General features: G+C 40.2%; 8 protein-coding genes. All 8 read left to right on the forward strand.

What is annotated here, in order from left to right:
- Nucleotides 1-134 precede the first annotated feature (134 nt).
- Complete coding sequence (locus OQ268_RS00320; protein WP_265854064.1) at nt 135-3,155, forward strand: SusC/RagA family TonB-linked outer membrane protein; 3,021 nt, start codon at nt 135-137, stop codon at nt 3,153-3,155.
- A gap of 20 nt (nt 3,156-3,175) precedes the next feature.
- Entirely contained in the window at nt 3,176-4,726 is a 1,551-nt protein-coding gene (locus tag OQ268_RS00325; RefSeq protein WP_265854065.1) for a RagB/SusD family nutrient uptake outer membrane protein, read from the forward strand.
- An 18-nt stretch (nt 4,727-4,744) separates the two neighbouring features.
- Entirely contained in the window at nt 4,745-5,632 is an 888-nt protein-coding gene (locus OQ268_RS00330) for a LamG-like jellyroll fold domain-containing protein (RefSeq protein WP_265854066.1), read from the forward strand.
- Between the two features lie 427 nt (nt 5,633-6,059).
- Entirely contained in the window at nt 6,060-9,095 is a 3,036-nt protein-coding gene (locus OQ268_RS00335; RefSeq protein ID WP_265854067.1) for a SusC/RagA family TonB-linked outer membrane protein, read from the forward strand.
- 13 nt (nt 9,096-9,108) lie between these two features.
- Complete coding sequence (locus OQ268_RS00340; RefSeq protein WP_265854068.1) at nt 9,109-10,590, forward strand: RagB/SusD family nutrient uptake outer membrane protein; 1,482 nt, start codon at nt 9,109-9,111, stop codon at nt 10,588-10,590.
- Between the two features lie 20 nt (nt 10,591-10,610).
- Entirely contained in the window at nt 10,611-11,438 is an 828-nt protein-coding gene (locus OQ268_RS00345; protein ID WP_265854069.1) for a LamG domain-containing protein, read from the forward strand.
- A gap of 63 nt (nt 11,439-11,501) precedes the next feature.
- Complete coding sequence (locus tag OQ268_RS00350) at nt 11,502-13,169, forward strand: glucoamylase family protein (RefSeq protein ID WP_265854070.1); 1,668 nt, start codon at nt 11,502-11,504, stop codon at nt 13,167-13,169.
- A 9-nt stretch (nt 13,170-13,178) separates the two neighbouring features.
- On the forward strand, nt 13,179-14,549 hold the full coding sequence (locus OQ268_RS00355) for a glucoamylase family protein (RefSeq protein ID WP_265855150.1): 1,371 nt from the start codon (nt 13,179-13,181) through the stop codon (nt 14,547-14,549).
- Nucleotides 14,550-14,639: the final 90 nt, after the last annotated feature.

A 14,639-nucleotide genomic window follows, 5' to 3' on the forward strand; every position in this document is an offset into this window, starting at 1 on the left:
ACGATATATAGCTATCAGGAGTTAAATATAAGCCATGTTCTATCGTTGATGTACTAATGTTGAGGTGAGATTGTTTGCACAGCCAAAAAAACTCCTTCACTTTTGTAGGATAATCATAACCAAATTTATAAAGCATGAAAAGAATTTTTACGAAACTTTCTGTTCTGGCAATCTTTTGTTTACTTACAATTAACGCAACATTTGCACAAGATATTACTATCAAAGGTAATGTGAAAGATGGTGGAGACAAATCCACTATCCCAAGCGTAAGTGTAGTTGTTAAGGGAACACAAAATGGCGCACAAACAGATGTCAAGGGTAATTTTAGTATTAGCGCTCCGGCTAATGGAGTTTTGGTATTTAGTTACATTGGCTATACTACCCTCGAAGTTCCAGTGAATAACCGCACAACTATTAATGTTGAACTACAATCATCAAGTCAACAACTAGAACAAGTGGTAGTTATAGGTTACGGAACACAAAAACGAAAAGATTTGACGGGTTCAATCTCTAGCGTAAGTGGCGATGAGGTGGCTAAAATGCCAGCGGTAAATCCTTTATCGTCTTTACAGGGAAAAGTAGCTGGCTTAACCGTTGTTAACTCCGGAGGCGCAGGTTCTCAACCTGTAATCAGAATTCGTGGTATAAGCAGCACCAATAGCGCATCACCACTTTATGTTGTAGATGGTTTGCTGCAGGATAACATCGACTACCTTAATCCTGCAGATATCGAATCAATTGATTTACTAAGAGATGCTTCATCAGCAGCAATTTATGGTTTGAGGGGTGCAAACGGTGTAATAGCAGTAACTACTAAAAGAGCAGCACGCGGACAGACTAGGGTTAACTTCACCTCCAATATTGGCGTACAAAAAGTGATTAATAAAATTGAAGTTGCTGATGCCGATGGATTTAAAAAACTATACTCCACTCAATTGGCGAACATTGGGGCACCTGCTTTCGATTTTTCTAATTATACAGCAAATACCGACTGGCAAGACCAGGTTCTCCGCAGCGCAATGATTAGCAGTAATAGTTTAAGCTTTAGCAATAGCGGTGAAAAAACAACTACATTGGTTAACTTAAGTTATAACAACCAGGAAGGTGTTGTGAAATACAATAGCTACGAAAAATATGTTCTAAGGTTAAGCGAGCAAATCAATGTGACAGATAAACTTAAAATTGGTGGCGACGTAACTGGTTTTTTTGCCAAACCAAATGGCACATCATTAAGCTTGAATAACGCCATTTGGGCGGCTCCAATTGTGCCTGTTCAATTGGATGAAAATACTTACTACTCTCTTCCATCTTTCCAACGGGCACAAGTAGGTAATCCGGTTGCGGCAATTATGCGTGGCAATAGGACGTCGGTAAATAAGAATTACCGGTTTAATGGAAGCATATTCGCAGAATTAACCTTTCTAAAAGACTTCAAATTAAAATCTACCCTTTATGGAGATTTTGGTTTTAGTAATTCCAGGGGCTATTCCAGACCTCCATTTTCGTTTATCAACATTGGAGAGAATGGAGCTCAGAACACTATCGTAAGAGACGATCAGTTCCGTTCTACGGTATCACAAAGTCAATTTGAGACACATAGATACCAGCAAGATCATACACTAACTTATGAAAAGTCATTAGAAGGTGGACATAGAATTACTGCACTTGCAGGTTTTACTTCCTTACGCTTTGCGGCTTCAAATGTTAGTGGTAGCAGAACTGATAGTACCCTAGTTGTGCCAGGAGATCCAGATCTTTGGTATTTAGGTGTAGTAAACCCAAATAATATCTTATCAAACGGCGGAGATGGAAGCGAAGAATCAAATGTAGGTGCCTTTGCCAGATTAAGCTATGTCCATAAAGATAAATACCTATTTAATGGAACAATCAGAAGAGATGGAAGTTCGAGGTTTTCTCCGCAGAACAGATGGGGTACATTTGGAAGTGTTGGTTTAGGCTGGGTTGCCAGTGAAGAAACTTTCTTCAAAGAGAACGTAAAGGGCATTGATTATCTGAAATTAAGGCTTTCATGGGGACGCTTGGGTAATTCAAATGGCGTATCTCCCAACCTATATCAACAAGGTTTATCTAATGGTTCAACAGCGGTTTTTGGTGAGAATGTTTATACTGCAATTCAGAATGCTTATATTCCAGATCCAAACCTTAGATTCGAAATCGTTCAGGGATTGGACGTAGGCCTAGATCTAAAGGCTTTCAAAAATCGTTTCAATGCAGAAATTAACCTCTACGACAAAACAACTGATGGTATTTTAACCAGCTTTCCATTATTAGCCGGTCAGCTACCCTTTTTCACCAACCTGGGAAAGATTAACAACAAAGGAATAGAAGTAAGTTTAGGATGGAGTGATAAAATTGGTGAATTATCTTACAACTTTTCTGGAAATTTCAGCTACAATCGTAACAGAGTAGAATCTTTAGGTAACACTACAGAATTTCAGATTACCGGTAACGCCGGAGTAAACCTTACCAACTCCGGACAATCCATAGGCTATTTTTATGGCTATCGCCAGATAGGGATATATCAAACAGCTAGGGAAATGCTAACGCAAGCGCAGTTCCCAACTTCTCAAGTTGGCGATATTGCGTTCGAAGATGTAAATGGCGATGGAATTATTTCACCTTTAGATAGAACCTACCTGGGCACACCATTCCCACCTTATAGTTATGGATTAAGCCTATCTCTTGGATACAAGTCTTTCGATTTCCTTCTTGAAGGACAAGGTGTTGCAGGGAATGAAATTTATGCACAACGACGCACTTCAAACTTCGCTCCATTGAACTATGAAAGCAACAGACTTAACGCCTGGACAGGACCCGGAACATCTAATGTTGAGCCGATTCTAGACAATACAAGGGGAAATAACTTCCAGTTTAGTTCTTACTTTTTGGAGCCAGGAGATTATTTCAGATTGCGTACAATTCAACTTGGTTACACCTTTGCACCAACGCTAATGAATAAGATTGGAGCCCAAAAACTAAGAATATATGTGAGTGGACAAAATGTACAAACCTGGACTCAGGCAACTGGCTACACGCCAGAAGCTCAGATCGGCAGCATTTTAGGTGGCGGGGCAGATAATGGTGTCTATCCGGTACCTGCCATATATTCATTTGGCCTGAATGTTACATTTTAATCAAACTAAAACATTAAAAGATGAAGACATTAAATAATTTTAACAGAAATATTGCTGTTGGTTTTCTAGCGATAACTATTTTATCTACCAACGTTGGTTGCCAAAAATTACTAGATACACAAAGACAAGGTGAATATACAGCAGACGACTATCCTTATCCACAAGGAGGAACCCCTTACGATACTTTTTTATTCTCTGCATACAGTGCGTTAAGGGCTTACAACTATGTTTCAGATGGCTTTATGGTTGCTACCAGCATTAGAAGCGATGATGCTGATAAAGGCAGTACGCCGACAGATGGTGGTGCAGACGTTATTGCAATGGATAATTTCCCTGTACTTACCAATGGCAGGGTGAACACGTTATGGACAGAGTATTACACCATGATCAACAGGTGTAACACCATCATTGATCAAATTTATAATAACACCGAAATTGTTGCAAATGATCAGCAGAAGAAGCAAGCAGAAGCAGAAGCCAGGTTTTTAAGGGGATACTCCTATTTCTTTCTAGTAAGAGCATTTGGAAGAGTTCCGAAAATCGATAAAGTACTAGAGGTAACATCAAACGTTCCACAAAGCAGTCCTGCAGAAATATATGCCTTCATTGAGGCTGATTTGCAATTCGCAGCGGCAAACCTTCCATTAAGCTGGCCTTCGAAATTTATTGGCAGACCTACTAAAGGTTCAGCGAATGGAATTTTGGCTAAAGCATACCTGTATCAGCAAAAATGGGGAATGGCTATGTCTATGGCCAACCAGGTGATGTTATCAGGGCAGTATGATTTGAGCGTTCCTTACGGCGACATTTTTAGCGAAAAAGGGGAAAATAGCAAAGAATCAGTTTTCGAAATTCAGGCAACTGCTAGCGCTACAGTTCAAACCGCAAATGGTGTGCAATACGCAAGTATTCAGGGTACAAGAGGAACAACTACAGAGTGGAACAGAGGTTGGGGATGGAATTCTCCAAGTGCAGCACTCGAGGCCGCTTACGAACCAAATGACCCTAGGAAAACAAGAACCATTCTTTACAGTAGTTTCGCAGGCAAAGATAATTTTACCATCTATGGCCAAAAAGCCCCTTTCTATCCTACCGAAGTTCCTAATTTAAAATACAATCAAAAAGTTTTGGCAAACCCATCCTTCATCGCAGCATATAACACTCGCAGCGGATGGTGGATGAATGTTCGTATCCTTCGTTATGCCGATGTAGTACTCATGTTTGCGGAAGCAGCTAACGAAGTTGGAGGTTCAGCTAATCTTACGCTGGCTCAAGATGCCTTAAATACGGTAAGGACCCGTGCCAGAATTGGCGCAGTAGCCGGAACACTACCTAATATTAATACTACAGACCAGAATGTTCTGAGAAATGCCATCAGACAGGAACGCCGAGTTGAACTTGCAATGGAACACGAACGCTTTTTCGATATTGTGCGTTGGGGAATTGATGCTGATGCAATGCAGGCTGCAGGAAAAACAAATTATAATCCAAACAGAGACCGTTTATTGCCCATTCCACAGCAACAGATCGACTTAAGCAAGGGTGTATTAACTCAAAACGTTGGTTATTAACAATTAAAATATCTCAAGATGAAACGAATCCGAATTCATAGTTTAAAATATATACTAGTGCTAATCCCGGTCATATCAGGATTTGCAGGATGTAAAAAAGATGGCAACCCGAATAATCTACCAGTTTTAGACCCAACAGATTATCAGGGTACAGTAGGTGGTTTTAGGACTTCCGATGAAATTTTAAAAGATAACCTTGTCGCGTATTTTAGCTTTGACGATACCTATGCCGAAAAAATAACAAATACATCGCCTACACAGAAAACTGGCGACTCGTTTGTTGAAGGTTTCAAAGGAAAAGCACTTAATTTAAATGCTGGCTATTTATATTATGCTACCCAATTTGCTGCATTTAAAACCGATGCGTTCAAGAGTTTTACTATAAGTCAATGGATTCAGATTTCGAATAACGGGTCGAAAAAAACGATGTTATTGCAACTCGCCCGACCAAACGTGTTTGATGGTAATCTGGATATTAGGTTAAACACCAACAGCTATCCTGCTACAAATACAGATATCTTAAAGGTTAATCCTCGATTTTCAACGATCGGCGGTGGTTCACAAGACAATTTAAATTCGACAAAAACGCCTAAAATTGGTAACGGCAATTGGGTTCACCTGGTGCTAAGCTATAATGGGCTAACTGGACGTTTTAATGTACTTACTAATGGCGAGAACATAGGTAGCTTCTCGGATAGAGGAACTGGAAACAACCTATTCAAAAGCAATGAACCCAATGAGTTAATCATCGGTGCTAATTATAATCTCATTCCTGGCAAAAGCATTAATACAAATGCTGATTTTGGTTTAATGACGGGTAAAATAGATGAACTTAAAATTTATAATGCATTCATGCCAGATGCAGTAGTTAAAGCATTGTACGATCTTAGTAAGGCAGGAAAATAGTTTATATGTCACATGGCGCATTCGTCATGTGACATATCTAATTTTTTACCATTACTGGCACATATTTATCAGCTTGTCAAACGGTATGGACTGGCAAAATCATACCCATCTCCCATCACATTAATTGCCTTTATTGAAATTCTTGCATAAAAGAGGTTTAAAACTTACAGGAGTCACTACATCAATACCTCTCACTAAGGTTTATAATACCCCACAAACGCCTTGGTGTACTTTATACACTTGAGACCTGGTAATTATTCAGTTACAATCGAAAATACTGCGATTTAAGGCCAAAAATGGAATTAGTCTACAGTGATGAGATACCACTCTATGAAGATTGATGTAATAATGTAGAGGTAAATTCACTTGCACAAGAGGGAAATCTACCTCACATTTAGCTTAACAATTAAACTAAATTTTAACAAGCATGAAAAAAATCTTTACAAGAGTTTCTGTTCTGGCACTATTTTGTTTGCTCGCAATTAACGTAGCATTTGCGCAAAACATTACCATTAAAGGTAAAGTTACAGACGGTGGCGACAAGTCGACCGTTCCAAGTGTAAGTGTTACAGTGAAGGGCACACAAACAGGTGCGCAAACAGACGCAACTGGTGCATATAGCATTAATGCTCCAGCTAACGCAACATTAGTTTTTACATACATCGGATATGTAACACAAGAGGTATCGGTAAATAACCGTACCACAATTAATGTGGTATTACAATCATCCAGCCAGGAACTAGAACAGGTTGTTGTGGTAGGTTATGGTACACAAAGAAAGGTAGATGTTACGGGTTCTGTCGCTACCGTAAAGGGTGAGGATATTTCTAAACAGGCATCGGTTAATCCAATTAGTGCTTTGCAAGGCAAAGTTGCCGGAGTTAACATTACCAATAGTGGTTCGCCGGGCTCTTCTCCTCAAATTACTATCCGTGGTACAGGTACCATTTATGGGAATTTAGGAGTGCTTTACGTAGTAGATGGGGTATGGTTCGATGATGTAAGTTTCTTAAATCCGAGCGATATTGAGTCTTTAAGTATCCTCAAGGATGCATCCTCACAATCGATCTACGGTATCAGGGCGGCAAATGGTGTGGTTTTAATCACTACGAAAAAAGGAAAAACAGGCGACCCGGTAATTAGCTATAATGGTTCTGTTGGCTATAAGAAAGTTACCAATCAAATCGAAATGACCAATGCCACTGAATACGCAACAATCATCAACGAATTGATTAACTCGAATGATCCAACTGCAACGCCCTTATTCGCAAACCCAGCAAGCTTCGGTGAAGGAACCAACTGGTATAACCAAGGGTTCAGAAATGCGTTGCAAACCAACCACCAGGTTTCGGTAAATGGCGGAACGGAAAAAACAACTTACAACTTTTCTTTGGGTTATACCAATGAAGAAGGTATCGTAAAAACACAAGATTTTGAGCGTTATACTGCAAAATTGTCTAACGACTTCCAGGTTTTGAAACCTTTGAAGATTGGTTATACGGTTTCAGGAACAGCTATCAATACCAACGACATTGATGGAGGTATTTTCCGTCAGCTTTACGCTGCAGGTCCGGTTGTGCCAGTTTATTATGCTGATGGTACCTATGGTGATGCGAATGATTTTGGTTTGGGAGGTGGAAACAACTTCAATCCGCAGGTTACTTTAGACTTCTTTAATCAAAAATCAAAAAATTATCGCCTCACCGGCAATGTATACGCAGAGTTAACATTTGCAAAACATTTCACTTTCAGAACAAGCGCAGGTGGCGAGTTTGCTCAAAATGAAGTTAGAGGATATGCTCCTGTTTATCAGGCTACTCAAGGCCAGCGAAATACGCAAAGTAAACTAGACGTTAGAAGGAATGAGAACAGAAATTGGATTGTCGAGAATACATTGACCTACAAAAATACATTCGGCGATCATAACCTAACCATATTAGCAGGTACAACTGCGCAACGAAGGAAAAATTATTTTATCAACTCTTCGGCCTTTGATGTTCCTAATTCTAGTGATGGTGATTTATATCTTGCACTTGGAACTGCAGGCACACGTACGGTTGGCGATGGCGGTAGCTTAACTACATCTGCCTCTTACTTCGGTCGTGTAAATTATGCTTTCAAAGATCGTTATTTATTAAATGCTACAATCCGTAGAGATGGTGCTTCACAATTCTTTAATGGAGGCGACTTATGGGGTAACTTTCCTGCAGTAGGTGCCGGCTGGGTAGTAACAAACGAAGACTTCATGAAAGATCAAAAGGTTGTTAATTACTTAAAACTTAAAGGCTCCTGGGGTAAAGTAGGTAACGCTGGCGTTCCAGTTAACCCAACAACATTAACTATTGCACAAGGTGGCAATTTGGTCGCTTTTTTCAATGGCGTGGGCTACACTGGTGCAAGTGTTAACTCTATTGTACCTTCATTTCTAAACTGGGAACGTACGGTTGGTACCGATTTGGGTTTAGAAGCCAGATTCTTAGACAATCGTTTGAGCATTGAAACTGGTTTCTACAACAAAAAAACCCAGCAAGCAATCTTTGATATCAATGTGCTAAGCTCGATTGGCACTGCATCAAGTAGACTAATTGGCAACCAGGCCGACTTCCAAAACCGTGGTTTTGAGTTTTTAGCAACCTATGCTGATAAAACAAAAAGCGATTTTAGCTACTCGGTGAGTGCTAATGTTGGCATTAACAACAACAAAGTATTGTCCGTAATTACAGGTTTAAATCCTATCTATGGTGGCGGCCAAGGTATTGCAAATGGTGCGTTGGCAACCAGAACAGTTCAGGGTGGCCCAATTGGCGCTTTCTTTGGCTACCAAGTAGCAGGTATTTTCCAGAATGCAGCTGACATCGCATCTTCTGCTCAAAGTGCATCAGCGAAACCTGGAGATTTTAGATATGTGGACACAAATGGCGATGGTATAATCGATGGAAAAGACCGTGTAGTTCTCGGAAATCCAAATCCTAAATACAGTTATGGCTTTAGCTCCACTTTCGGATATAAGAATTTCGATTTGACGTTTGATATTCAAGGGGTAGCCGATGTTGATGTATACAATGCAAATATTGCCTTCCGTTTTGGTAATGAGAATTTTAGCAAAGATTTCTACGATAATAGGTGGCGTGGCCAGGGAACTTCAACAACCTACCCTTCCGCAAATGTGGGCTCTACTACTAATGCAGCACCAAATTCATTTTATGTGGAAGATGGATCATATATCCGTCTTAGAAATATCCAGTTAGGTTATGCATTACCAGCGAGTTTGATGAGTAAAATTAGTATGAAGAGAGCGAGAGTATTTGTTGATGCGCAAAATGCGGTAAACTTATTCGGATATAAAGGTTTCACTCCAGAAATTGGCTATGATTCAAACAGCGGCCCAACTTCAAGGGGTATTGATGCTAATGTTTATCCATTATCAGCAACTTATAGATTAGGTCTTCAAGTCACTTTCTAATATCAATTAAGAGATGAAAAATTATAAAAATAATTATATTCAAAAAGCGAGTATAATCGCATTATGCGCAGCGGTTTTAACATTGCCTGCATGTAAAAAAGATTTTTTAAATGTAGATCCACAAGCTCAGCAACCGGCCATTACTTTTTGGAAAACGCAAGATGATGCGACTAAGGCTGTGAGTGCCATCTATGGTAACTTAAGATCTTGGGAGAACACGGCTTTTCCGGCTTTGGCAATTGAAAGCATCCCTGGAGATGATGCTGAGAAAGGAAGCTCGGTTAATGATGCAAGTTTTCTTAACAACTTTGATAATTATTCAGCCTCATCTACAGAAGGCCAATTTCAAGGTTTTTGGACAGGGCAGTACCAAAATATCAATCTTTGCAATCAGGTGCTTGTTAATGTTCCGGCAATAAGCATGGATGCGAGTTTGAAAGCCCGTTATTTAGCCGAGGCTAAATTTGTACGTGCCTACTCGTATTTTAGATTGGTACGTGCGTTCGGCGATGTGCCATTGCGTTTAACCCTGCCTAAAGACGCTTCAGAATTTAACATTCCGCGTACACCGAAAGCCCAGGTATATGCAGCAATTGAAAAAGATTTGGATGATGCGGCAGCTGTTTTGCCACAAGTATACCCGGCAGCAGATAGAGGCCGTGTAACCAGAGGCGCTGCTTTAGCACTCCATGCAAAAGTTGCCATGTATTTAGGCAAATGGGATCAGGTGCTATCTTTAACCAATACGGTTATAGGTTTAGGATATGATTTATTTCCAAACTATGAGCAAGGATTCCGCTTAAACAATGAAAATAATATTGAATCGATCTTCGAAATTCAGTGTGAGATTAATCAGAGCATTGCAGGATCAGCAACCTCACAGTATAGTCAGGTGCAAGGTGTGAGAGGAACGCCAGGGGGTTGGGGTTTTAATGTGCCAACGGCTACATTGGCTGCAGCTTACGAAAGCGGAGATACCAGACGAGATGCAACCATCATTTTCAGAGGTGAAACTACCCCACAAGGAGACCAAATTCCGGCGGTCGGTGATAATCCAATGTACAATCAAAAACCTTATGTGCCATTCAGTTTAATTATTACTGGATTTAATGAAGGCGCTCAACAAAATGTTAGGGTTTTACGCTTCGCAGATGTATTGCTTATGAATGCTGAAGCAGCAAATGAGCAAGGCAACCCAACATTAGCTAAAACATCGTTAAATAAGGTTCGTGCTCGTGCACGTGGCGGCGTTGCTGGTGTATTGCCAGACGTAACAACAAATGATAAAGATGCCCTACGCCAGGCCATTTGGAAAGAAAGACAGGTTGAATTTGCAATGGAATCTGATCGTTATTTCGATGTAATTCGTCAAGGCCGTGCAGCTGCTGTTTTTGGTCCAAAAGGATGGAAAGCAGGTAAAAACGAAGTGTGGCCAATTCCTTCAACAGAGATCGATTTGAGTGCAGGTACACTTACACAAAATCCAGGTTATTAACGGTTAAATCTGAACAAGAAATGAAAACAAGAAATTTTTTATTAATGGCAGCTGTAACCTTGGGGTTATCATCTTGCCAAAAGGATTTTGATCCTGCTACATATGCTCCGGCACTTAATATTGGTGGCTACACCAGCGCAAAACAGGTTGCTCCAAGCAGCTTAGTAGCATACTGGGCTTTCGATGGGAGTTTGATCGATAGTGTATCAAGCACCGCAGGGGTTAATACCGGAACTTCATTCGCTACAGGTATTAAAGGCCAGGGTTTACAAGGGGCTTTAAATGGTTACGTTGTTTCCAATACACCAGCTGCTGTCCAAAATTTAAAAAGCTTTACCCTTACCATGTGGGAAAAAATGCCACTCAATGATAAAGGTATCGTGGGATTAGTTGATGTATCGAATGCCTCAGACTTTTGGGGCAACCTAACAATTTTCTTTGAAAATGGTGGAGATGCATCGACTGGAAAATTAGTTGCACGAACCTACAATGGAGTAGTGAACAACGGTGGTGATAATTTTGTAAAGATGACGAGTCCTCGGGATAAATGGAATCATATTGGCTTTTCATATGACGCTACGACATCGAAATACAAAGTTTATGTAAATGGCAGCAAAGTGGGTGAAAAAGTAGTTGCAAACCTGGGCAACTTAACATTTCAAAATGCAACTAAAATGGTTTTTGGAACCGTTCACTTTCAAACAATACCTAGTCTAACAACTTCAACTGGCAAACAGGACTGGGCAAGCTATTTAGTTGGTCAATTAGACGAAGTTAGAATTTACAATAAAGCTTTAAGTGATACAGAAATTGGGTCACTACAAAAGCTAGAAGGAAGAGGTAAATAAACCCTTCACTTATAGTCAAATAAAAAGGGCTGCCAGGTGGTGGCCCTTTTAAAACCTACCAAAATGAAAAAAATCCCCTTTTACATCCTCTTGCTTTGCGTCCTCTTTTTTGCTTGCAAAAAAGGCACTTCAACCGATCCCGTCATTGATCCGGTTTCTCCTCCTTCAACTTATGCTTTTTCAGATCTTAAAGTAAATGGCACTTATAGCGGATTTACCTACTACGGTTTAAATAATTCGCCAGTCGTCAAAATAACTTTTTCGGCTCCCATAAACCTGTCTTCTGTAACAGGAAACATTACGCTTACCGATGTGGCGGGAAGTACTGCAGCATTCACCTCAACGCTTGAAAATAATGATAATACGGTTGTGATCACGCCAAGCGGCTTACAACCAATTACTAAATATATTTTATCCGTAAATACAGGCTTATTATCCAAAACCGGAAATAAGTTACAAACTAATATTGCTGTAAACTTAATTACTGCAGTAGATGATAGCGACAAATTCGCCCGCATTACTGACGATGAACTCTTAACCCTAGTTCAGAAACAAACTTTTAAATACTTCTGGGATTTTGGTCACCCAACCAGTGGATTGGCCCGCGAGAGAAACTCCTCAGGAAATACCGTCACTTCCGGTGGTTCCGGTTTCGGTATTATGGCACTGGTTACGGGTATCAGTCGCAATTTTATAAGCAGGGCTGATGGATTAGCCAGAATGCAGAAAATCGTATCCTTTCTCAAAACTGCTGAGAGGTTTCATGGCGCTTACCCACATTGGTTGGATGGAAATACAGGAAAGGTAATTCCCTTTAGCACTAAAGATAATGGTGGTGATTTGGTAGAGACATCTTACTTAATGGCAGGGTTAATTACCGCAAGACAATATTTTAATGCAACAGATGCTGCAGAGACGGCGTTAAGAAACGATATCAATGCCATTTATAATGGCGTAGAATGGAGCTGGTATCGTAAAGATAATAGCAATACCCTATATTGGCATTGGAGCCCAAATTATAACTGGGACATGAATTTACCAATAAAAGGATGGAATGAGTGTCTGATAACTTACATCATGGCCGCAGCCTCTCCTACTTTTGCTATTCCGAAATCTGTTTACGACACTGGCTGGGCACAGAGTGGAGCCATGAAGAATGGCAATACCTACTATGGTATTCAGTTGCCATTGGGAACCTCCAATGGAGGGCCATTGTTTTTTGCACACTATTCTTTTATGGGCATTAATCCAACTGGCCTAACAGATGCCTATGCTAATTATGAAACTCAAACCAAGGCGCATACTTTAATTAATTACAATTATTGTAAAGCAAACCCCCTGCAAAATTATGGTTACAGCGAAAACTGCTGGGGCTTAACGGCTAGCGATATCCAAAATGGATATACTGCCAGCTCGCCAAATAATGATGTTGGGGTAATTGCACCAACAGCGGCTTTGTCATCTATGCCCTACACACCTACAGAATCTATGCAGGCCTTAAGGTATTTTTACTATAAGCTTGGTAATAAAACTTGGGGAGAATATGGCTTTTATGATGCATTCTCATTGAAAGATCAGTGGTTTGCATCCTCAACCCTGGCAATTGATCAAGGTCCAATCATTGTAATGATAGAGAACCACCGCACAAAACTAATCTGGAACTTACTTATGGGTGCCCCTGAAATCAAATCAGGGATGAAAACCCTTGGTTTCAGCAGTCCTAATTTATAACGATAAATGATGAAAAATAATTTCCGAAACCTGTTATTTCTTTCTTTAATTGCCATTGCTAGTACTTCTTGCGCACAAAAACCTTATGAAAGCTATCGGCCAGATCTTACTATAAAAAAGAATCTAAGCGACGAACAGCTGCTTGATTTGGTACAAAAACAAACATTCCAATATTTCTGGGATGGTGCAGAGCCTGTTTCCGGTGCTGGGAGAGAGCGTTATCACGTTGATGGCATGTACCCACAAAACGATAAAAATACGGTTGCAACTGGCGCTACAGGTTTTGGGCTCATGGCCATTTTAAGTGGAATAGATAGAGGCTATGTAAGCAAAAAAGAGGGTTTAGACAGGTTGAACCAAATCATGGATTTCCTGGCTAAGGCAGATCGCTTCCATGGCGCCTGGTCGCATTGGATTGATGGTGAAACAGGTAAGGTTAAGCCCTTCGGTAAAAAAGATAATGGTGGCGATTTGGTAGAAACCTCGTTTGTTGCTCAAGGGTTAATTTGTATCAATGCCTATTACAAAAATGGAAATGCGGCAGAACAGGCGCTGGCAAAAAAAGCAGACGACCTTTGGAAAGGTATCGATTTCAACTGGTACCGCAATGGCGGGCAGGATGTACTCTACTGGCACTGGTCGCCAGAATACCAGTGGCAAATGAATTTTCCAGTTAAGGGGTATAACGAATGTTTAATCATGTATGTACTTGCGGCTTCCTCTCCTACCCACACCGTTCCAGCAACGGTGTACCACAAAGGATGGGCTCGTGATGGTGCAATTCGAAAAGAGTTTACCTTTTACAACCATAAATTCACCTTAGATTATCAAGGGCAGAAAAATAGCGTTGGTCCTTTGTTCTGGGCACATTACTCGTACCTTGGCCTTAATCCGAAAGGACTAAAAGATCAATATGCAGATTATTGGGAAAACAATGTAAACCATACTTTAGCCATTCACGATTACTGTGTTGCTAACCCCAAAAAATTTAAAGGCTATGCAGAAAACAGCTGGGGCCTAACAGCAAGCTATTCTGTTAAAGGTTATGCTGCACACAATCCGCAAGAAGATTTTGGCGTTATTTCTCCAACAGCAGCAATCTCTTCGATTCCTTATACACCAAAAGAATCAATGAGAGTCATCCGTCATTTGTACGAAGATCTGGGTGACCGCGTTTGGGGTAAATATGGTTTTTACGATGCCTTTTCCGAAACGGATAACTGGTATCCAAAAAGATACTTGGGTATAGATCAAGGTCCGATGGCGGTGATGATAGAGAATCATAGATCCGGTTTATTGTGGAAATTATTTATGAGCAATACAGATGTAAAAAATGGTTTAAAAAAATTAGGCTTCGAAAGCCCAGAGATAAAAAAATGAGCATATAATTTTAGCCACAGATTGAAACATTAAATTAAATTACGAATCCAATTGGCTTTAACGACGGGTGAAATTTACAATCAGGATGAA

Source organism: Pedobacter sandarakinus (assembly GCF_026240095.1).
Classification (GTDB): domain Bacteria; phylum Bacteroidota; class Bacteroidia; order Sphingobacteriales; family Sphingobacteriaceae; genus Pedobacter; species Pedobacter sandarakinus.

Coding starts and splice junctions, on each gene's coding strand:
- OQ268_RS00335 (WP_265854067.1), top strand. CDS start 6,060: ATGAAAAAAATCTTTACAAGAGTTTCTGTTCTGGCACTATTTTGTTTG.
- OQ268_RS00325 (WP_265854065.1), top strand. CDS start 3,176: ATGAAGACATTAAATAATTTTAACAGAAATATTGCTGTTGGTTTTCTA.
- OQ268_RS00350 (WP_265854070.1), top strand. CDS start 11,502: ATGAAAAAAATCCCCTTTTACATCCTCTTGCTTTGCGTCCTCTTTTTT.
- OQ268_RS00320 (WP_265854064.1), top strand. CDS start 135: ATGAAAAGAATTTTTACGAAACTTTCTGTTCTGGCAATCTTTTGTTTA.
- OQ268_RS00345 (WP_265854069.1), top strand. CDS start 10,611: ATGAAAACAAGAAATTTTTTATTAATGGCAGCTGTAACCTTGGGGTTA.
- OQ268_RS00355 (WP_265855150.1), top strand. CDS start 13,179: ATGAAAAATAATTTCCGAAACCTGTTATTTCTTTCTTTAATTGCCATT.
- OQ268_RS00340 (WP_265854068.1), top strand. CDS start 9,109: ATGAAAAATTATAAAAATAATTATATTCAAAAAGCGAGTATAATCGCA.
- OQ268_RS00330 (WP_265854066.1), top strand. CDS start 4,745: ATGAAACGAATCCGAATTCATAGTTTAAAATATATACTAGTGCTAATC.